Source organism: Actinophytocola xinjiangensis (genome assembly GCF_001921215.1).
GTDB classification, from domain to species: Bacteria; Actinomycetota; Actinomycetes; order Mycobacteriales; family Pseudonocardiaceae; genus Actinophytocola; species Actinophytocola xinjiangensis.
In genome coordinates, this window is sequence record NZ_MSIF01000001.1 from 18,930 (window position 1) to 38,989 (window position 20,060).

Annotated in this window: 21 protein-coding genes; 16 read left to right on the forward strand and 5 right to left on the reverse strand. The window is 72.2% G+C overall.

All coding sequences use genetic code 11. The features are described 5' to 3' along the window. Positions 1-3 precede the first annotated feature (3 nt). A complete protein-coding gene (locus BLA60_RS00100) occupies positions 4-1,134 on the forward strand; it encodes a glycosyltransferase family 4 protein (protein WP_075130604.1) in 1,131 nt (376 codons plus the stop codon). 23 nt (positions 1,135-1,157) lie between these two features. Then, a complete protein-coding gene (locus BLA60_RS00105; RefSeq protein ID WP_075130605.1) occupies positions 1,158-2,198 on the forward strand; it encodes an NUDIX hydrolase in 1,041 nt (346 codons plus the stop codon). Here the strand turns inward: BLA60_RS00105 and BLA60_RS00110 are convergent. Continuing rightward, on the reverse strand, positions 2,191-4,314 hold the full coding sequence (locus tag BLA60_RS00110) for an elongation factor G-like protein EF-G2 (protein ID WP_075130606.1): 2,124 nt from the start codon (positions 4,312-4,314) through the stop codon (positions 2,191-2,193). The genes BLA60_RS00105 and BLA60_RS00110 overlap by 8 nt on opposite strands. Positions 4,315-4,552: 238 nt before the next feature. Here BLA60_RS00110 and pdxS point away from each other — a divergent pair, with 238 nt between their 5' ends. Next, positions 4,553-5,449: a pyridoxal 5'-phosphate synthase lyase subunit PdxS gene (pdxS, locus tag BLA60_RS00115; protein WP_154814109.1), complete on the forward strand. Its 897-nt coding sequence runs from the start codon at positions 4,553-4,555 to the stop codon at positions 5,447-5,449. 5 nt (positions 5,450-5,454) lie between these two features. Here the strand turns inward: pdxS and BLA60_RS00120 are convergent, their stop codons facing one another. Then, a complete protein-coding gene (locus tag BLA60_RS00120) occupies positions 5,455-6,006 on the reverse strand; it encodes a helix-turn-helix domain-containing protein (RefSeq protein ID WP_075131397.1) in 552 nt (183 codons plus the stop codon). A 74-nt stretch (positions 6,007-6,080) separates the two neighbouring features. Between BLA60_RS00120 and BLA60_RS00125 the strand changes: the two genes are divergently transcribed. From BLA60_RS00125 to BLA60_RS00140, 4 genes are read left to right on the forward strand one after another with little or no spacing between them, the layout of a single operon-like run. After that, complete coding sequence (locus tag BLA60_RS00125; protein ID WP_075130608.1) at positions 6,081-6,779, forward strand: AzlC family ABC transporter permease; 699 nt, start codon at positions 6,081-6,083, stop codon at positions 6,777-6,779. Then, on the forward strand, positions 6,776-7,123 hold the full coding sequence (locus BLA60_RS00130) for an AzlD domain-containing protein (protein WP_075130609.1): 348 nt from the start codon (positions 6,776-6,778) through the stop codon (positions 7,121-7,123). Before BLA60_RS00125 ends, BLA60_RS00130 begins: the two co-directional genes overlap by 4 nt. A 29-nt stretch (positions 7,124-7,152) precedes the next feature. Continuing rightward, positions 7,153-7,779, forward strand: coding sequence for a pyridoxal 5'-phosphate synthase glutaminase subunit PdxT (pdxT, locus tag BLA60_RS00135; protein WP_211288544.1), 627 nt, complete (start codon positions 7,153-7,155; stop codon positions 7,777-7,779). Then, entirely contained in the window at positions 7,776-8,525 is a 750-nt protein-coding gene (locus BLA60_RS00140) for a YebC/PmpR family DNA-binding transcriptional regulator (RefSeq protein ID WP_075130611.1), read from the forward strand. Before pdxT ends, BLA60_RS00140 begins: the two co-directional genes overlap by 4 nt. Positions 8,526-8,531: 6 nt before the next feature. Here BLA60_RS00140 and BLA60_RS00145 read toward each other — a convergent pair whose 3' ends face one another. Then, positions 8,532-9,014, reverse strand: coding sequence for a hypothetical protein (locus tag BLA60_RS00145; protein WP_154814030.1), 483 nt, complete (start codon positions 9,012-9,014; stop codon positions 8,532-8,534). Between the two features lie 159 nt (positions 9,015-9,173). On the opposite strand from BLA60_RS00145, the gene BLA60_RS00150 reads away from it, so the two are divergent. From BLA60_RS00150 to BLA60_RS00190, 9 genes are all read left to right on the forward strand, one after another. After that, the gene (locus BLA60_RS00150) at positions 9,174-10,838 is read left to right on the forward strand and encodes a purple acid phosphatase family protein (RefSeq protein ID WP_084734496.1); all 1,665 of its coding nucleotides are present in this window, start codon (positions 9,174-9,176) and stop codon (positions 10,836-10,838) included. A 59-nt stretch (positions 10,839-10,897) separates the two neighbouring features. Continuing rightward, complete coding sequence (locus BLA60_RS00155; protein ID WP_075130613.1) at positions 10,898-11,503, forward strand: hypothetical protein; 606 nt, start codon at positions 10,898-10,900, stop codon at positions 11,501-11,503. Continuing rightward, positions 11,500-12,270, forward strand: coding sequence for a nickel/cobalt transporter (locus BLA60_RS00160; RefSeq protein WP_075130614.1), 771 nt, complete (start codon positions 11,500-11,502; stop codon positions 12,268-12,270). Before BLA60_RS00155 ends, BLA60_RS00160 begins: the two co-directional genes overlap by 4 nt. A gap of 71 nt (positions 12,271-12,341) precedes the next feature. After that, positions 12,342-12,671: a hypothetical protein gene (locus BLA60_RS00165; RefSeq protein ID WP_075130615.1), complete on the forward strand. Its 330-nt coding sequence runs from the start codon at positions 12,342-12,344 to the stop codon at positions 12,669-12,671. Further along, complete coding sequence (locus BLA60_RS00170) at positions 12,661-14,121, forward strand: sensor histidine kinase (RefSeq protein WP_075131399.1); 1,461 nt, start codon at positions 12,661-12,663, stop codon at positions 14,119-14,121. The genes BLA60_RS00165 and BLA60_RS00170 overlap by 11 nt, the downstream gene beginning before the upstream one ends. Next, positions 14,118-14,780: a response regulator transcription factor gene (locus BLA60_RS00175; RefSeq protein WP_075130616.1), complete on the forward strand. Its 663-nt coding sequence runs from the start codon at positions 14,118-14,120 to the stop codon at positions 14,778-14,780. The genes BLA60_RS00170 and BLA60_RS00175 overlap by 4 nt, the downstream gene beginning before the upstream one ends. Before the next feature lie 60 nt (positions 14,781-14,840). After that, entirely contained in the window at positions 14,841-16,028 is a 1,188-nt protein-coding gene (locus tag BLA60_RS00180; protein ID WP_075130617.1) for a phosphotransferase family protein, read from the forward strand. Next, on the forward strand, positions 16,025-16,507 hold the full coding sequence (locus tag BLA60_RS00185) for a hypothetical protein (RefSeq protein ID WP_075130618.1): 483 nt from the start codon (positions 16,025-16,027) through the stop codon (positions 16,505-16,507). Before BLA60_RS00180 ends, BLA60_RS00185 begins: the two co-directional genes overlap by 4 nt. A gap of 84 nt (positions 16,508-16,591) precedes the next feature. Beyond that, positions 16,592-17,320 (forward strand): N-acetyltransferase, encoded by a 729-nt coding sequence (locus BLA60_RS00190; RefSeq protein WP_075130619.1) that lies wholly within the window; start codon positions 16,592-16,594, stop codon positions 17,318-17,320. Here BLA60_RS00190 and BLA60_RS00195 read toward each other — a convergent pair. Then, entirely contained in the window at positions 17,309-19,735 is a 2,427-nt protein-coding gene (locus tag BLA60_RS00195; protein WP_075130620.1) for an AAA family ATPase, read from the reverse strand. The two genes, BLA60_RS00190 and BLA60_RS00195, sit on opposite strands and share 12 nt — an antisense overlap. Further along, positions 19,732-20,058 (reverse strand): hypothetical protein, encoded by a 327-nt coding sequence (locus BLA60_RS00200; RefSeq protein WP_075130621.1) that lies wholly within the window; start codon positions 20,056-20,058, stop codon positions 19,732-19,734. The genes BLA60_RS00195 and BLA60_RS00200 overlap by 4 nt, the downstream gene beginning before the upstream one ends. Positions 20,059-20,060: the final 2 nt, after the last annotated feature.

Genomic DNA, 20,060 nt, shown 5'->3' on the forward strand with positions numbered 1-20,060 from the left:
CCCGTGAGGATCGGGATCGTCTGCCCGTACTCCTTCGACATCCCCGGGGGAGTGCAGAGCCACGTCGTCGACCTGGCCAAGGCGCTGCGCCGGCTGGGCCACGAGGTCGACGTGCTCGGCCCGGCCGACGAGGACACCCCGGTACCGGAGTTCGTGCGCCCGGCCGGTCGCGCCGTGGGCATCCCGTACAACGGTTCGGTCGCGCGCCTGTCGTTCGGCCCGGTGTCCTACGCGCGGGTGCGCCGCTGGATCCGGCGCAACGACTTCGACGTCCTGCACCTGCACGAGCCGACCGCGCCGAGCCTGTCGATGCTGGCGCTGATGCTCGCCGACGGGCCGATCGTGGCGACCTTCCACACCTCGACCTCGCGGTCGCGCACGCTGAGCGCCTTCCAGGTCGTGCTGCGGCCGTTCCTGGAGAAGATCACCGCCCGGATCGCGGTGTCCGCGCTGGCCAGACGGGTGCAGGTGGAGCACCTCGGTGGCGACGCGGTGGAGATCCCCAACGGCGTGGACGTCGACTTCTTCGCCGCCGCCACCCCGCTGCCCGGCTACCCGAGGGACGGCGGGACGGTCGGGTTCGTCGGCCGGTTCGGCGAGCCGCGCAAGGGCATGCCGGTGCTGCTGGACGCGCTGCGGATCCTGCTGCCGGAGTTCCCCGGCCTGCGGCTGGTGGTCGTCGGCGGAGGGGACCAGGACGATCTGCGCCGCCAGGCCGGCCCCGCGCTCGCCGGACACCTGGAGCTGCTGGGGCAGGCCGACGACGAGGTCAAGGCCGGCATGCTGCGCGGCGTGGACGTCTACTGCGCGCCCAACACCGGCGGCGAGAGCTTCGGCATGATCCTCACCGAGGCGATGGCCGCCGGGTCGGCGGTGGTGGCCAGCGATCTCGACGCGTTCCGCCGGGTGCTCGACGACGGCCGCGCCGGGGTGCTGTTCCCGGTGGGGGACCCGGTCGGCCTGGCCTCGGCACTGCGCGGCATGCTGACCGACACGCGGCGCCGGGCGGAGGTCGTCGCGGCGGCCCGGCAGCGGGTGGGGGGCTTCGACTGGCCGGTACTGGCCGGTCAGGTCCTGCGGGTGTACGAGCAGGCGATCGCCGCGGATCCGCGGCACGTCGTCGAATCTGGGTGACGTCGAATCTGGGTGATGGAGTCGTGAGCACAGGTCTACTGGTCACGTTGCTGGCAGTCGGGATCGCGGTGGCCCTGGTGCTCGGGGTGTGGCTGGCCGCCACCGCGAACCGGCTCGACCGGTTGCACGTCCGGACCGACGCGGCGTGGGCGGCGCTGGACGCCGCCCTGGCCAGGCGGGCGGTGGTGGCCCGCGCGGTCGCCGCCGCCACCGCGCTGGACGACGTCGGCGCGGACAAGCTGCGCGCGGTGGCCGAACGGGCGGAGGGCACGCCCCGGTCCGAGCGCGAGGAGGCGGAGAACGCGCTGTCGCTGGAGCTGGCGGCGGTCGACCGCGGGCGGTTACCGCTGGCGTTGGCCGCCGAACTGCTCGACGCCGAGCAGCGGGTGGTGATCGCCCGGCGGGTGCACAACGACGCCGTGCGCGACACCCTCGGTCAGCGCCGGCGCCGGCCGGTGCGCTGGCTCAAGCTGGCCGGCACAGCGCCCCAGCCGGAGTACTTCGAGATCGTCGAGCCGGCGCTGACCGGTGGCCAGGACGGTGTTCCGCTGCCCCGGCCCTCGGCGCGGGTGCTGCTGGTGGACCGGGAGCGGCGGGTGCTGCTGTTCAACGGCCATGACCCCGGCCGGCCGGACACCCGCTGGTGGTTCACCGTCGGTGGCGGCGTCGAGCAGGGCGAGGACCTGCGTTCGGCGGCGCTGCGGGAGCTGGCGGAGGAGACCGGGATCCGGCTGGCGGCCGACGCCCTGGTCGGGCCGATGTGGCGGCGGCGTGTGGTGTTCAGCTTCGACGGGCGGACCTACGACGGCGAGGAGTGGTTCTTCCTCGCCGATCTGTCCGGTCAGAGCAACGGCGACGGCGACGGTGACGAGGACGGCGCCGAGGTCCGCATCGACACCTCCGGTTTCACCGACGGGGAGAAGAGCACCGTCGACGGGCACCGCTGGTGGAGCGCCGAGGAGCTGCGGCACACCGAGGAGACGGTGTACCCGGTGCAACTCCCCGCGCTCCTGCCCGAGGTGCTCACCTCCCCCTGGGACGGGACGGTCCGGCCGGTCAGGTGACCTGGGCGGCGATCGACTCCGGCAGCGGGTCGAACCGGCTGAACACGCGGGTGAACGTCGCCGAGCCCGAGGTCATCGAGCGCAGGTCGATGGCGTAGCGCAGCAGCGAGGTCGCCGGCACCTCGGCGCGGACCAGGCTGTAGCCCGGCGTGTCGGCGGCCTCGGTGCCCAGGACCCGGCCACGTCGGCTGGACAGGTCACCGAGCACGGTGCCGAGGTGGTCGTCGGGGAGCCGGACGGTGACCTCGTCGACCGGTTCGAGCAGTGAGATCCGGCCGTTGGCGGCCGCGTCCCTGAGGCCCAGTGACCCGGCCGTCTGGAACGCCGCGTCCGACGAGTCGACGCTGTGTGCCTTGCCGTCGAACAACGTCACCCGGATGTCGACCACCGGGAAGCCGGCGGTGAGGCCCTTCTCCAGCTGCGCGCGGACCCCCTTCTCCACCGAGCCGATGAACTGTGAGGGCACCGCGCCGCCGACCACCCGGTCGACGAACTCGAACCCGGACCCGACCGGCAGCGGCTCGACGTCGAGGTCGCACACCGCGTACTGCCCGTGGCCGCCGGACTGCTTGACGTGGCGGCCCTTCCCGCGTGCCTTGACCGCGAACGTCTCCCGCAGCGCCACCTTCACCGGCTCGGTCTCCACGTCGGCGCCGCCGGCGCGCAGCCGCGCCAGCACGACGTCGGCGTGCGCCTCGCCCATGCACCACAGCACCAGCTGGTGGGTCTCGGCGTTGCGTTCCAGCCGCAGCGTCGGGTCACCGGCGACCAGCCGGGCGAGGTTGCGCGACAGCGCGTCCTCGTCGTGGCGGGTCCTGGCCGCGACCGCCACCGGCAGCAGCGGTTCGGGCATCTGCCAGGGCCGCATGATCAGCGGCCGTTCCGGGCTGGACACCGTGTCACCGGTCTCGGCCGACCCGAGCTTGGTCAGCGCGCAGATGTCGCCGGCCACGCAGTGGGTGACCTCGCGCAGGTGGGAGCCCAGCGGGGAGTAGATGTGCGCCACGCGTTCGTCGACGTCGTGGTCCTCGTGGCCCCGGTCGGCCATGCCGTGGCCGGAGATGTGCACCGGCCGTTCGGGGCGCAGCGTGCCGGAGAAGACCCGCACCAGCGAGACCCGGCCGACGTAGGAGTCGATCGCGGTCCGCACGACCTCGGCCACCAGCGGGCCGTCGGGGTCGGCGGTCAGGCGCCGGGAGTCGTGCCCGCGCACGTCGCTGACCTCGGGCAGGGTGTGCTCCAGCGGGGAGGGGAAGGCGCGGGTCAGCGCCTCGAGCAGCTCGGCGAGCCCGACGCCGGTGGTCGCGCAGACCGGGATGACCGGGTGGAAGGTCCCTCGGGCGACGGCGGTCTCCAGGTCGTTGACCAACGTGGCCTGGTCGATGTCCTCGCCCTCGAGGTAGCGGTCCATGAGGGTCTCGTCCTCGCTCTCGGCGATGACACCCTCGATCAGCTCGTTGCGTGCGTCGTCGACCAGTGCGAGGTCCTCCTCGGTCGGCTCGCCGACCGTGGGCGGGTAGCCGTCGGTGTAGTCGAACAGCCGCCGGGTCAGCAGGCCGAGCAGTCCCGGCCGGCCGGGGGACGGGAGGTACAGCGGCAGCACGCCGGCACCGAACGCCTCCTGGCAGGCCGCCAGTTCGGCGGCGAAGTCCGCCCGCTGGTGGTCCAGGCGGGCGATCACGACGGCTCGTGGCATGCCGACGGCGGCGCACTCGGCCCACAGCGCGGTGGTCGCCGGGTCGACGCCCTCGGCGGAGCACACGACGAACAGTGCGGCGTCGGCGGCGCGCAGCCCGGCCCGGACCTCGCCGACGAAGTCGGCGTAGCCGGGCGTGTCGATGAGGTTGATCTTGACGTCGTTGTGCACCAGCGGGGCGACCGACAGGCCGACCGAGCGTTGCTGGCGCTGCGCGGCCGGGTCGTGGTCGCAGACGGTGGTGCCCTCGGTGACCGTGCCGGCCCTGCTGATCACTCCCGCCGAGGTGAGCAGGGCTTCGGTGAGTGTGGTCTTCCCGGAGCCGGAGGGCCCGACGAGAACGATGTTCCGAACGTTGGCGGGGTTTTCCACAGCGACCGCGGCTCCGCCGTCGCCGTTGTCCGAGTGTTTGCTCGCCATACCACTCAACCCTTTCGGTGCGACCTCACTGTCTGCCCGAACGTGCTCGATCTCACACCTGTTTACCAGTCTGAACGAGCGACGTCGACGACCCGTTTGACTCAGCGTCACCTGATGGTCACGGAAATCGAAGTGGCCTGGTGGAATACCTCCGAATTGGCACCGGAGAGGGGGCCACGTCGCTCCTAGACTGACGGCTGGGAACACCACCAGTGGAAGGAAACATCGGGTGACTGACATGTCGACCACCCCGCCGCAGACGGGAACGGCCCGCGTGAAGCGGGGCATGGCGGAGATGCTCAAGGGCGGCGTGATCATGGACGTGGTCACCGCCGACCAGGCCAAGATCGCCGAGGACGCCGGTGCGGTCGCGGTCATGGCCCTGGAGCGGGTGCCGGCCGACATCCGCGCGCAGGGCGGCGTGGCCAGGATGAGCGACCCCGACCTGATCGACGGGATCATCAACGCGGTGTCCATCCCGGTCATGGCCAAGGCCAGGATCGGCCACTTCGTCGAGGCCCAGGTGCTCCAGGCGCTCGGTGTGGACTACGTCGACGAGTCCGAGGTGCTCACCCCGGCCGACTACGCCAACCACATCGACAAGTGGCGGTTCACCGTGCCGTTCGTGTGCGGGGCGACCAACCTGGGCGAGGCGCTGCGCCGGATCACCGAGGGCGCGGCGATGATCCGCTCCAAGGGCGAGGCCGGCACCGGCGACGTGTCCAACGCGACCACCCACATGCGCAAGATCCGGGGCGAGATCAAGAAGCTCACCTCCCTGCCGGAGGACGAGTTGTTCGTCGCCGCCAAGGAACTCCAGGCGCCCTACGAGCTCGTCCGCGAGGTCGCGACGCTCGGCAAGCTCCCGGTCGTGCTGTTCACCGCGGGCGGTATCGCCACGCCGGCGGACGCGGCGATGATGATGCAGTTGGGTGCGGAGGGCGTGTTCGTCGGCTCGGGCATCTTCAAGTCCGGTGACCCGGCCAAGCGTGCCGACGCGATCGTGAAGGCGACGACCTTCCACGACGACCCGGACATGCTCGCCAAGGTCTCCCGTGGACTGGGCGAGGCCATGGTCGGGATCAACGTCGACGACATCCCCGAGCCGCACCGGTTGGCCGAGCGCGGCTGGTAGTCCACTCAGGTGTGCTCGGAGAGCATGACCACGACGGTGTCCGGTTCGAGTGCCTCGAAGATGTGCTCGACGTCGCCGGGGTAGGCGACGTAGTCGCCTGGTCCGGCCTCGACCGGGGTCTCGACCGGACCCAGTCGTGCTCTGCCCGAGCAGATCACCACGTGCTCGACCACGCCGGGCATGTGGGGGTCGGACTCCTTGACGGCGCCGGGTTCCGAGGTGATCAGGTACAGGTCGCGGCGGGCGTTGGGCGGGCAGGACGCGAGCAGTGTGACGACCCAGTCGGCGCGTTCGGAGTGGACGGCCGGCCCCTCGCCGGCCCGCACGACCTGCACCCGTGGCCTGGCCGGTTCGACGAGCCGGCTGAACGGGACGTCGAGGGCGACGCCCAGTGCCCACAGGGTTTCCACGCTGGGGTTGCCGCTGGCGGACTCCAGTTGGGACAGCGTGGACTTGGCGATGCCGGCCCGCCTGGCCAGCTCGGTCAGTGACAGGCCGGCCCGTTCCCGTTCGCGGCGCAGTGACCGGGCGATGACCTCGAGTGGTGCGCCACCCATGAACTCTCCGTTCGGCAGATCAGTCGCTGTGTTCGCGTTGACGAACGCCACTGTCGTGTTCAGTATAGGGTGCTATGCGTTCGATATGGCGAACCCTCACGCCGCCGCTCCGCCGGGACCTGCTGGCACTGTCCGGCGCGATCCTCGTGGTCGGCACGTCGTTCGGGACGATCGCGGTCGCCGCCGGCCTGCCGTGGTGGATGGCGTCACTGATGTCGGTCGTGGTCTTCGCCGGCGGCTCCCAGTTCATGGTGGTCGGCGTCGTGGCCGCCGGCGGCGGGCTGGTCACCGCGGTCCTCGGCGCGCTGCTGCTCAACGCGCGACACCTGCCCTTCGGCCTGGCCATCGGCCCGGTCCTGGGCCGCACCTGGCCGGCGCGGCTGCTCGGCAGCCACCTGCTGATCGACGAGTCGGTCGCCTTCGCCATGGCCCAGTCCGAGCCCCGACGGGCGCGCGCGGTGTACTGGGCGGCCGGGCTCGCGCTGTTCGTCTCGTGGAACATCGGCTGCGTGGCCGGGGCGATGGCCGGCCAGGTGATCGGCGACCCGGACGCGCTGGGCCTGGACGCCGCGTTCCCGGCCGCGCTGCTCGCCCTGGTCCTGCCGGCCCTGCGCGAGACCCGCGTGCGTCGCGCCAGCCTGCTGGGCGCCGGTGTCGCGCTGGCCGCCACCCCGTTCCTGCCGCCCGGCGTCCCGGTACTGCTGGCGCTGGTGGGACTGGTGATGCTGGTGCCGACACCCACCGGCCGCGACCGGGCGGAGGCGGCCACATGACGGTCACGGCCATGCTGGTCCTCGCGGCCGGCACCTACGGCTTCCGCGTCGCCGGCCCGCTGCTGCGGCAGTGGCTGGTCCGGCGCCGCGGGAACACCGGCGAGTCCGGCGAGGTCGCGTTACCGCCCCGGCTCACCGAACTGATGTCCACCGCGGCGACCGTTCTGCTGGTCGCCCTGATCGCCACCTCCTCGCTGACCTCGGGCGGCGGGTTCGCCGGGGTGGCGCTGCCGGCCGGCGTGGCGACCGCCGGGGTACTGGCCTGGCGGAAGGTGCCGTTCGTGTTCGTGGTGATCGCGGCCGCCGGGGTGGCGGCCGGACTCCGGGCACTGGGTGTGCCGTAGGCTGATTCGGGATTTCGGGAGGTCAACAGGTGTTTGGCGGGGAACCGCTCATCGGGGTGCTCGCACTTCAGGGCGACGTACGCGAGCACGTCGCCGCCCTGCGCGCGTCCGGCGCGCGGGCGCAACCGGTCCGCCGGGACACCGAGCTGTCCGAAGTGGACGGGCTGGTGATCCCGGGTGGCGAGTCCACCACGATCTCCCGGCTGCTGGCCATGTTCGGCCTGCTCGACCCGCTGCGCGAACGCATCGCCGCCGGTCTGCCCGTCTACGGTTCGTGCGCCGGCATGATCCTGCTGGCCGCCAAGGTCCTCGACGGCCGCGAGGACCAGCACCAGCTCGGCGGGCTGGACGTCATCGTGCGGCGCAACGCCTTCGGCCGCCAGGTCGACTCGTTCGAGGAGGACCTCGACGTCACCGGGGTCGGCTCGGTGCACGCGGTGTTCATCCGTGCGCCGTGGGTCGAGTCGGCCTCGCCGGAGGTCGAGGTGCTCGCCAGGGTGAGTGACACCCCGGACGTCCCGGGCGGCGAGCGAGCCGCCGGTAGGATCGTCGCGGTCCGGCAGGGGTCAGTACTGGCAACCGCGTTCCACCCGGAGCTGACGGGGGACACGCGCGTGCACCGACTGTTCGTGAAGATGGTGGAGGAGAATTCGTGAGCGGCCACTCAAAATGGGCGACGACCAAGCACAAGAAGGCCGCACTTGATGCCAAGCGGGGCAAACTCTTCGCCAAACTGATCAAGAACATCGAGGTCGCGGCGCGGACCGGCGGCGGCGACCCGGAGGGCAACCCGACCCTCTTCGACGCGATCCAGAAGGCCAAGAAGAACTCCGTCCCCCAGGACAACATCGAGCGCGCCCGCAAGCGCGGCGGTGGCGAGGAGGCCGGCGGCGCCGACTGGCAGACGATCATGTACGAGGGCTACGGCCCCAACGGCGTCGCCGTGCTGATCGAGTGCCTCACCGACAACCGCAACCGCGCCGCCAGCGAGGTCCGCACGGCGATGACCCGCAACGGCGGCTCGATGGCCGACCCGGGCTCGGTGTCCTACCTGTTCAACCGCAAGGGCGTGGTCATCCTGCCCAAGAACGGCCTGTCCGAGGACGACGTCCTGATGGCCGTGCTGGAGGCGGGCGCCGAGGAGGTCAACGACCTCGGCGAGAGCTTCGAGGTGGTCAGCGAGGCCACCGACCTGGTCGCCGTGCGCAGCTCCCTGCAGGAGGCCGGCTACGACTACGAGTCGGCCGACGCGAGCTTCCTGCCGTCGGTGAGCGTGCCGCTGGACGCCGACGGCGCGCGGAAGGTCTTCCGGCTCATCGACGCCCTCGAGGACAGCGACGACGTGCAGAACGTCTACGCCAACTTCGACGTCTCCGACGAGACCCTCGCCGAGATCGACTGACGGCTCTCACGCCCGCGGCAGCACCGACCCGGCCAGCGACCCGGCCGGGTCGTAGGCCACGCACATGACGTCCCGGTCGCCGTCGGCCCAGGTCTCGCGGGTGGGGACGACCGGGTAGAAGTCCAGTGCGGCGTCGATCGACAGGACGGTGAACCCGCGCTCGCACCGGTCCCAGGCCTGGGCCGCGACCCGGTCGCGGTCGAACGGCCCGTCCGGCAGGTGCACGAAGCTGTAGGCCTGGTTGTCCGAACGCTGGCCGCACGGCGTGTACAGCACGACCTCGCCACCGGCTGACGGGTGGAAGGCCGGGTCGGTGAAGCACTCGCCGGCCTCGATGTCCAGGATCCCGGGCGTCTCGGCGGTGACGAAGTGCTCGTCCTTGTGGACCGACGCGCGCGTGAGGTCGGCCCGTGCGGGCGCGAGGGTGACCGCGCACAGGCCGAGCACGACACCGAGCATGATCCAGCGCTGCGGGGGTTGGGCCGACACACGCGCAAGCGTAGGGCTGTTCCGCCCCGCGGCGGCGGAACCGAAACCGTTGTTCATCATGACGAAAGTCGCTGGTCGGGGAGCGTTCCACTGCCGATGAGCTAATCCGGTGGCCGCCGGGCGGATGCCCGGTCGTTCGAGTCCACAGGAGACGCTTACGTGAGTGACGTCAAGAGACGTGGGTCGGTCAGCCTGCGCAACGTCGGGGTCGCCGCCCTGTCGGCCACGCTGGTGATCGGCGGGTTCTCCGCCGCACCGCTGGCCTTCGGCGCCGATGTCGCCGAGCCGGTCAAGGTGCCGGCAGCGGAGATCTACCGGCCCAGCGCCATGCCCGACCGTCTCATTCTCATCCCCACCACCACCCCGGCCACGTCACAGAAGGTGACGTGGCGCGCCCAGGCGAGTGCCGAGTTCGCCCAGGCCCAGTTCCTGGTCGCGCCCCGGGCGCTCGGTGCCGTAGCGCCCGAACCCGGCGCGGTGACCACCGTGGCGGCCTCGGCCACCGAGTCGGTCAACACCTCCCTCGGCTACGCCTCGACCTACCACACCGCCGAGTTCACCGGCCTGCGCCCGGGAACCCGGTATACCTACCGCGTCGGCGACGGCGTCAACTGGAGCGAGTGGACGGACTTCACCACCGCCACCGCCGGTGCCCAGCCCTTCTCGTTCGTCTACTTCGGCGACGCGCAGAACTACATCGACTCCGCCGTGCCCCGGGTGTTCCGCCAGGCCTTCGCCGACCGCCCGGAGGCCAGGGTCGTCGTCAACGCCGGTGACCTCATCAACTCCGCCAACAGCGAGGAGGAGTGGGGCCAGTGGTACGCCGCTGACGGGTTCATCAACGCCCAGGTGAACAACATCTCCGTGCCCGGCAACCACGAGTACTCCGGTGGCCTGTCGGCGTTCTGGCGCCCGCAGTTCCCGTACCCGGACAACGGTCCCGGCGTCGAGGAACTGCGCGACACCGCCTACACGGTGGACTACCAGGGAGTGCGGTTCATCGGCCTGGACTCCAACGTGCAGAGCAACGCCACGCTCATGGCCGCGCAGACCACGTGGCTCGAGGGGCTGCTGAAGGACAACCCGAACAAGTGGACGGTCGTCACGTTCCACCACCCGGTGTACTCGACGACCGGGACCCGCAACAACCCGAACGTGCGCAACCAGTGGGGTCCGCTGCTGGAGAAGTACGGCGTGGACCTCGTGCTGCAGGGCCACGACCACAGCTACGGACGCGGTGACCAGGTGGTCAACCGCCGGTCCTCGGCGGTGCACAACGGCGTGACCTACGTGGTGTCGGTCTCCGGCGGCAAGATGTACGCGCTCAACAACGGCGAGAACTGGACCGGCAACGGCGCCGAGGTCCGCAGCAGCAGCCAGAACACCCAGCTGTACCAGATGGTCGACGTCGCGGCCGACACGATCCGGTTCGAGGCGCGCTACGCCAACGGCGAGCACCACGACGGGTTCGTCATCCGCAAGAACGCGCGGGGCGAGCGCACGGTCAACGACATCCGCACGGCGGAGAACACCGTCGGCGAGCAGGTCACCGTCGACCGGACCAGCGTCGGTCACAAGGCGACGGTGTCGGTGTCGGCCTACGGCTACGACCCCGGCGAGCGGGTCGCGGTGTACCTGCGCACGGTCGACCGGCACGGCGAGGGCCGGGCGAGGCTGCTCGACCACGTTCGGGCCGACGAGCTGGGCCGGGTCGTGGAGCGGGTGCGGATGCCGGCGTGGGCGAGCCGCGGCGGCACCTACCGGTTCTTCCTGGACAGCGAGAACCAGGAGTTCACCAGCCCGGTCATCACCGTGACCAGGTAAGACCCCTCTCTGCTGGCCGGGCTGGCCCTCGCCGGCCCGGCCAGTCCCCTGGAGTTGTCGTGCGCATTCTGTTGTTGGCCGGGGTGTTCGTCCTGGCGTTCGCCACCCCCGCGGCGGCCCATCCGTTCGGTCCGCCCTCGACCGCGCGGCTGGCCGTGGACGGGTCGACGGTGAGCCTGTCGTGGCTGGCCGCCGAGGACGACTGGGTCGCGCTCGGGCAGTCGCTCGGCGCGTTCGACGGGTCGGCGGCGGTGACCGGTGAGGAGCAGTTGCGCCGGTCACCGGCCGTGCGGGACTACCTGCTGGCGCGGGTCACCGTCAGCCAGGGCGGGCGGGCCTGTCCGGGTGAGCTGGCACCGCTGGCGGACCTGACGGGCCAGGGCGCCCGTTACACGTTCCACTGTCCGGCGTCGGTGGCCGAACTCGACGTGCGGGTCTCGGCCCTGACCGACCTGAACTCCGCGTACCGCACGGTGGTGACGGCCGACGCGGCGACACCGGCGCGGGGTCTGCTGACCGCCGCCGAGGACACGCTGCGGGTGCGGTTCTCCGGTTCCGGTGGCCTGCCGGGGTCGGTGGTCGGCCTGGCCGCCGGGCTCGCGGTGCTGGTCGCGGTGGTCGTCGCGGTGGGGCTCGTGGTGCTGGTGAGACGGAGGCGGGCATGACCGGGTTCGAGCAGAAGCTGGTCGGCCTGTTCGACAGCGGGGCGGTGTTCTGGCTGGCGCTGGTGGTGGCGTTCGGCGTCGGCGCGGTGCACGCGGTGGCGCCGGGGCACGGCAAGACGGTGACCGCCGCCTACCTGGTCGGCACGCGCGGCCGTTACCGCGACGCCGCGCGGCTCGGGGTGATCGTCGCGGTGATGCACACGTTCTCGGTGCTGGTCCTCGCGTTGGTGTGGGTCGGGGTGTCGGGCGTGGCGACGCTGGGTACGGAGACGCTCACCGCGTGGCTCCAGGTGGTGGCCGGCCTCGTGGTGATCGCCGTCGGCGTCCACCTGTGCTGGCGACACACCCGCACGAGAGCCACCGCGAACCACGGCCACGGCCACGGCCACGGGCATGGACATGGGCATGGGCACGGCCACGGGCCGGCGCCGGTGGATCCGTGGTCACGGCGCGGGCTGGTGGCGCTGGCGCTGTCCGGCGGGCTGCTGCCCTCGCCGTCGGCGTTCATCGTGCTGGTCAGCGGGCTGCTGACCGGCCGGGCGGTGAACGCGGTGGTGCTGGTGGTGGTGTTCGGCGTCGGGATGGCGGCCACGCTCACCGCGGTCGGGGTGCTCACGATCAAGAGCGTCGAGGTGATCGGGCACCGCACCAGGACCTGGTCTCTCGCCTCGACCGTCGCCGCCTGGACCCCGGTCGTGGCCGGGGCGGCCGTGACCGTCGGCGGCCTGCTGTACGTGGGTGTGGCGGTGTCGGTGCTGACCGGCTGACCTCGGCGGATGAAAGTTCTCTCATCCGCCCTTCACGTCGGCCTGTCCGGCCACCATGGACACTGGCCGGCATGCGGTTGACCACCCGGACGGCGGTGCTGGCCATCGCGCTGGTCCTGCCGCTGGTGGCCGCGCTGGCCAGCTACCTGCTGGCCGCCGACCCGCCGCCGCCCCGGGTGCCGGCGACCGTCGAGATCGGCGAGGCCAACCCCTCGCTGCCGCCACTGACCTCCCCGGCGCCACCACCTCCACCACGACCGTCGACCCAACCCCCGGAGCGGGTCGTCCCACCGCCACCACCGGTCAGTGACGACGGGGGTGATGATGACGATCGCGACGACGACATCGACGACGATGACACCGGCGGCGACGATGACACCGGCGGCGACGATGACGGCTGACCCGCCGCTGCGGCGCCGCCGGACGTGGGGCGTGCCGGCCCGCGTGGTCATCATGTGCTGGCTGCTGGTGCTGATGACCGTGGTGCTCGCGGCGGTCTGCCTGGTCACCCGGAACCTGCTGCGCCAGGAGGCGTACTCCGACATGACCGCCGCGCTCGAACAGGAGGCGCGCGAGTACCGCGACCTCGCCGCGCGCGGCGTCGACGAGAACGAGCGGCCGTTCCCCTCGGTGTCCGCGCTGCTCGACCACCACCTGGGGCTCCAGGTCGCCGACGACGACGAGGTGATCGTCGGCTGGGTCGACGCGCCCGAGAGCCAGTACCTCTACCAGCGGCGCGACGAGGTGCCGCTGCGGATGTCCGAGCACCCCGACCTGCTCGACACGATCGTCCGGTCGGCCTCGGTGAGCGGGGTCGAGCCCACCGCCGCGGGGGACATGCACTGGGTGCGGGTCCACACCACCGACCCGCGCGAGGGCGGCGGAACCGGCGCCTACGTCGTCGGCTACTTCATCGACCGCGACCTCGCCGAGATCGACCTCACGGTCCGCACGATGGCCCTGGTGTCGTTGGCGGGTCTGGTGTTCGCCGGCGTCGCGGCGTGGATCGTGGCCGGTCAGATCCTGGCGCCGGTCCGGCTGGTGCGCCAGGGCGCCGCCGAGATCACCGAGCACGACCTGACCCGCCGCATCCCGGTCGAGGGCAACGACGACATCGCCGCGCTCGCCGAACAGTTCAACGCGATGCTCGACCGGCTGGAGCAGGCGTTCGCCACCCAGCGCGAGTTCCTCGACGACGCCAGCCACGAACTGCGCACCCCGATCACGATCGTGCGCGGGCACCTGGAGCTGACCTCCCAGGACGACGACCCGGCCGAGCGGGCCGAGGTGGTGCGGCTGTGCCTGGACGAACTGGACCGGATGAGCCGGATCGTGGAGGACCTGCTGCTGCTGGCCAAGGCGGAACGGCCCGACTTCGTGCGCCCCGAGCCGGTGGAGCTGGCCGAGCTGACCAGCGACGTCGACGCGAAGGTGCGGGCGCTGGCAGACCGGGACTGGCGGCTGTCCGACATCGGCACCGGCCTCGTGCACGTCGACCCCCAGCGGGTCACCCAGGCGATGGTGCAGCTCGCGCAGAACGCCGTCCAGCACACGTCTCCCGGTGACCGGATCACGCTCGGTTCGTCCCACTGGGACGGCTCGGTGTCCCTGTGGGTGACCGACACCGGACCGGGGGTGCCGCACAACGAGATCGCGGTGATCTTCGAACGGTTCGCCAGGGGCAGCGGCGGACGGGCGCACCGGGGCGGCGCCGGTCTCGGCCTGGCGATCGTGCGGGCGATCGCCATGGCGCACCACGGGACCGTCCGGGTGCTGTCCACACCGGGGGAGGGCGCCACGTTCGGGCTCGAACTCCCGGCCGGAACGGGAGAGCGGGGTGTCGGGTCGTGAACCGGATCCTGATCGTCGAGGACGAGGCGCGGATCGCGTCGTTCGTGCGCAAGGGCCTGTCGGCCAACGGTTTCACCACGACGGTCGTCACCGACGGCCGCGGCGGCATCGACTACGCCCTCACCGGCGACTTCGACCTGATGCTGCTGGACCTCGGCCTGCCGGACCTGGACGGCTTCACCGTGCTGCGCACCATCCGCGAGGCGCGGGTGACGACCCCGGTGATCATCCTGACCGCCCGCGACTCGGTCCGGGACACCGTCGCCGGTCTGGAGGGCGGCGCCGACGACTACGTCACCAAACCGTTCCGGTTCGAGGAGCTGCTCGCCAGGGTCCGGCTGCGGCTGCGCGGCGACAACACCCCGGAGGCGACGGTGCTCAGCGCCGGCACGCTGTCGCTGGACCTGCGCACCCGCCGGGCGCGGGTCGAGGACCGCACGGTCGACCTGACCGCCCGCGAGTTCACCCTGCTGGAGCTGTTCCTGCGCCATCCCGGGCAGGTGCTGTCCCGCGAGCAGATCCTGTCGCACGTGTGGGGCTACGACTTCGACCCAGGGTCGAACGTGGTGGACGTGTACGTGCGGTCGTTGCGCCGCAAACTCGGCCAGGACCGCATCTCCACCGTGCGCGGGATGGGCTACGCCGTGGGCCGCGAGTGATGAAGACGCCTTCATCGGCGGCTCAGGTGACGGTCATCCCGCGCGACCAGCCTGAATGGCATGGACACGAACCTGGGCCCGCTGGTCGGGCCGGAGGCGGTGGAACTGCTCGCCGCGGTGCTGACGCCGGCCGGCGGCCGGGTCGAGAACTGGCGGGTCGACCAGGTCGACCACCAGCCGGGCGGGCGGACCACCGTCGGCTACCAGGTGCGGGTCGGCTGGGCCGACGGCTCGGTGACCGAGGAGACGCTCGGCGCCGCCACCGGTGACCTGCCGCCCGAGGTGGCGCGTCTGACCGACGGCCACACCGAGGTGGGTCTGTGGCGTTTCCCGTTCGACCCGGACCTGCCGGCGCTGCCCACGGCCTGCGACCCGCACCGCATGGGCCGGCTGGCGACCCGCCTGGGCCTCGACGGCGCCGCCGCCCGCCTGACCGTCCGGACCTACCGGCCGCGCCGCCGGGCGGTCGTCGAGCTGGCGACCCCGACCGGCACGGTCTACGTGAAGGTCCTGCGACCCGGCCGGGTCCGGTCGGTGCACGAGGCCCACCGCGCCGCCACCGCCGCCGGCTACCCGGCCCCCCACCCCCTGGGCTGGACCACCGACGGCCTCCTCGTCCTGGCGGCACTGCCCGGCCGCCCCCTCCGCGACGCCCTGCTCACCGGCACCCCCCTCACCGACGGCGTGGTCGACGGCGTGCTCGCGGCCCTGGACCTGCCCCCGGCCCTGGCCACCGGCGCCCGCCGCCTCACCTGGGGTCAGAAGGCCCGCCACTACGCCGGCGTCATCGCCGCCACGGTGCCCGACCTGGCCGCCAGAGCCCGGTCGATCGCCGCCGCCGTCGACCACGCCGCCCCCGAAGGCCCCGACACCCCGGTCCACGGCGACTTCTACGAGGCCCAGCTGATGGTCGCCGCCGACCGTGTCACCGGCGTCCTCGACATCGACACCGCCGGCCGAGGAGAACGCCTCGACGACGCGGCCTGCCTGCTCGCCCACCTGGCCGTGCTGGCAGACCTCCACCCCACCCGCCGCGCGCCCATCGACCAGTTCCGGGCGGCGCTGCACCCCCGCCTGACCCAGACCCTGGATCCGGCCGCGCTGGCCCGCCGCACGGCTGCGGTCGTGCTGTCCCTGGCGACCGGACCGTTCCGGGTACGGGAGCCGGGATGGCGGCGGGCCACCACCCAACGCGTCGAGCTGGCAGAGCGCTGGCTCGCGGAACAGATGCAAGGAGTCGAGGTATGAACATCAGGCGCACCTGGGTCGTGATCGGCACCGCCGCGGCCGTTGCCGGCTTCACCGGCACAGCCCTGGCCAGCGACGACGTCGACCTGAAGGACCAGCAACGGGCCCCGGTCACCGAACAGCACGACAGCCCCCGCCAGGCCTTCGCCGCCGACAGCGCGTCGTCCCCCGACAGCGCGAACTCGCCGAACGGCGCCGCCAGCGCCGGATCGCCGAGCAGTGCCGCCAGCGCCGCGTCGCCCAATGGCACCGACAGTGTCGCGTCGCCCAACAGCGCGGACAGTGTCGGGTCGCCCAACGGCGTCGACAGCGCCGGGTCGCCCAACGGTGCCCCCGCCGCGCCCGCCCCCCAACCCCAACCCGCGCCGGCCCCCGCGCCGGCGCCGGCCGCGCACTCCGCCGACAGCCCCGCCCCAGTGGCGTCGGCCAACAGCGCCGCCAGCGCGGACAGCGCCGGCAGCGCCGGCAGCCCCGACTGATCACCCCGCGAAGGCCCGTGGCCGGAACACCGGTCGGTGTTGCGGCCACGGCGCCGGTGTGGACCACGCGGCATACTGACTCCCATGGACGCGCCGCCGCCCGAAGCCGCCGGTTCGGATGTCGTGGACATCGCCGACCTCGCCGACCTCGACGACGCGGCCTTCGACCAGGTGTACGACCTCGTCCTGGCCCCGTCCTTCCCGCCGACCGAGCTGCTCGGCCGGGAGGTCCTGCGCGCGCTGTACCTCGGCGGCAACCCCGACTTCTTCGGCTACACCGTCCTTCGGGGACACCGGCCGATCGCCGCCGCGTTGTGTGAGCACCATCGTCCGAGTCGGATCTCGTTGCTGGACAACCTCGCCGTGGCTCCCGACATCCGTCAGGGTGGTCATGGCGGCCGGCTGATGCGCCACCTGTTGTCCCGCTGGGAGTCCGCCGATTCGGTCGCGTTTCTCGCGGAGGTCGAGGACCCGCGCCACCACCCGGGCGGCGAGCACGGCGACCCGGCCGCCCGGCTGCGTTTCTACGACCGCCACGGTGCCCAACTGCTTCCGTTGCCCTACTTCCAGCCCTCGCTCGGGCCGGGGCTCGACCGGGTGCCGAACCTGCTGCTGCTCGCCCTCCGCACCCGCGACTCCGGGCTGCCCAGCGCCGCCCTGGGCGCGTTCCTCGACGACAACATCACGGCCTGCGAGGGCGACACGGCCAGGGACACCGACCCCGACTACCGCTCGCTGCGGGACCGGGTCACCGCCTGGCCGCCGACCGCACCGCTGTGGCCGCTGTCGCGCCTGGCCGACCTACCCGAATGATCCGGGCTCGGCCCGCAGATCGTCGAGGCCGGCGACCGGGTCGAGGCAGTCCTCCCAGTCGCGTCGCCAGCGGGACATGAAGTCCGAGCCCTCGGTGCGCAGGTCGGCCGGGGACGGTCCTGCGACGAACAGGGCCGTGAGCGGTTCGGCGGGGTCGGTGGGCAGGACCTCGTGGCAGGCTTCCTGGCCGCCGGTGCGCAGGCCGGCGACGAACTCGGCCATCGCCTCCGGTGACAGCTGCGCCGCGCGTTCGGCGGCCCGTCCGGTCATTTCCAGGTAGAAGCGGCTGGTGTACTCGTCCGGCCCCCGCTGCCAGGCGCCGTGCAGCCAGTACGCCTGGCGCACCGCCCGGCCGTAGGCGGCACCGGCCGCGCGGGTCTCGCCGCGCTGCCACAGCAGGTCGCCGCGCAGCCGGTGAAGGTTGCCCTGGACCTCGTGGTCCCAGTCGTCGTCCTCGCCCGCGCGGGTGAACTCGTGCCGGGCGGCGCGTGCCAGCAGGTCCTCGGCCTGCGCCGGGTCGCCGGACTCGTAGGCCATGTCGGCACGCTCGTAGAGCATCCACACGACGTTCCAGTCGTCGTCGAGTTTCTCGAACGCGGAGGTCGCCGCCCGGTAGTAGCGCACCGCCCTCGGGTCGCCGGGGGCGCGGAAGCGGATCGAGTGCGCCAGGAACACCGTGATCAACGCGTCGGCGAACGCCACGTCCCGGCGCTCCGCGTCGGTGAGGCGCACGCCCCTGGCCAGGCTGTCGACGGTGAGGCTGCGCACCAACAACAGCTGGTCGCGGACCTGGTCCCACGGCGCGTCGGCCGGTTTCGGCGCGCCCATCGGATAGCTGGTGAGCAGGGTCGCCAGCGCCTCGAGGAACTGGCGGTCGCGCCGCAGCTCGGTCTCCACCAGCTCGACGTCCTCGCTCGCGTTCGCCCAGATGGTCGCCGTGCGGTGCCAGTCCTCCAGCAGCCCCCGGTTGAACTCGAACGGCACGTAGCAGCCCCACCACCAGAACGCCTTCAGGAACACCAGCAGGAACCGGGACCGGGTCACCGCGCGCCGCTCGACCAGCATCCCGGTGTGGTGCAGCCAGCGACGTTTCCGGTGCTGCCACAGGGGATCCTCGAACGCGTACCAGGACTCGTAGGACTCGCCGTCCAGTTCGGTCAGCGCACCGAAGTAGTGTTCGGCGGCCAGGCGGTGCAGCTCCAGCCAGCGGGAGCGGTTGCGCGCCGGGGTCCGGGCCTCGATCGCCAGCCGCAGGAACTCGTGCAGCCGGTAGCTGTTGTGGGCGCGGCCGGAGGTCTCCACCACCTGCCGGATCATCCGCAGCCGCACCAGGTCGGCGATGACGTCGGCCGCCTGGACCTGCGAGGAGTCGGTCAGCTTGGTGAGCAGGCCCTCGGTGAACGTGTCGGCCACCGCCGCCGCCTCGACCGCCGCCCGGTGACGTGGTTGCCGTGCGGCGCCGAGGATCGTGTCGACCAGGTCGGCCCACCGCTGGTGGGTCCGGGTCGGCAGCCGGTCGAGGGTGCGGCGCAGCGTCAGCGCGTCCAACGCCGGCCCGCCCAGTTCCAGGACCAGCTCGGCGACCAGACCGACACCGCCGGGGTGCCCGTCGGTGAACCGCTGCACGACGTCGGTGACCTCCTCGGCCACCGGGACGCCCGAGCACCGCTGCCGCAGGCATTCGGCGGTCTCGGCCCGGGTGAAGTGGTCCAGCGGCAGCTGGTCGAACTCGGTGTCCTTGAGCCAGGTCCGCACGGTGGGGGTGCGGGCGAGCACCACCAGCGTTCTGGGCAGGTGGCGGGCGAGGTCACGCAGCAGCCACCAGCCGATCTGGTCGTCGGCGACCAGGTCGAACGCGTCGATGGTGACCAGGACCGGGCGGCGGCGCCGGCGCAGGGAGGACTCCCACGCGGCGACGAACGCGTCGGTGATCCGCTGCTGCCGTTCCCGCAGCGCGTCCCGGGTGGCCGACTCGGCGTTGACCTCGACCCGCGCGGTGAGGGTGCCGACCCTGGCCGCGTCGCCGAAGGTGATCGCGTTGTATCCCTGCTGCCGGTCGGCCTCCGGTCCGTCGAGGCGGGCGAGGGCGCGGAACTCGGCGAACTCGCGGTGCCCGTCGTCGAAGTACCGGTGCAGGATCTGCTTGGACCGCGACAGGGTTTCCAGCAGCATCGTGGCCGACGCGTTGGGCCCGAACTCGCCGGAGTAGCCCTCGCCGATGCCGTGGTCGCGCATGTCGATCCGGATCACCCTGGCCGGGCCGTCGTCGGCCGCGGCCGCGAGCCGTTCGAGGAACATGGTCTTGCCGATGCCGTTGAGGCCGGCGACGTCCACCACCCGGCCGTGCAGGTCGGCCGAGTACAGGTGGTCGAGGCAGGTCCGCAGTTCCCGGTCTCGGCCGATGAAGTCGGTCATCTGGGTCCGGAGGAGATGTCGATGTCGTCGATCGTGGCGTCGTCACCGACGCGCAGCACGTTACGACGTCCGCGCACCCGCAGCCGGCGGGACCGGACCCGATCGCCGAACCGCACGGTGTTCCCGGGTTCGGTGCCCGACGGTGCGCGGGACACCAGCAGCGAGACCGCCGCCGTCAGCACGGTCAGCACGCCCACCACGACCCAGGCCAGCACGCTGTACTTCCATTCGGTGGCCAGGTTGATCGCGACCGCGAGCGCCGAACCGAGCAGCGCCGGGACAAGAGCCAGTACGACCGAACGCCGAAACCGCTGACCGGACATGG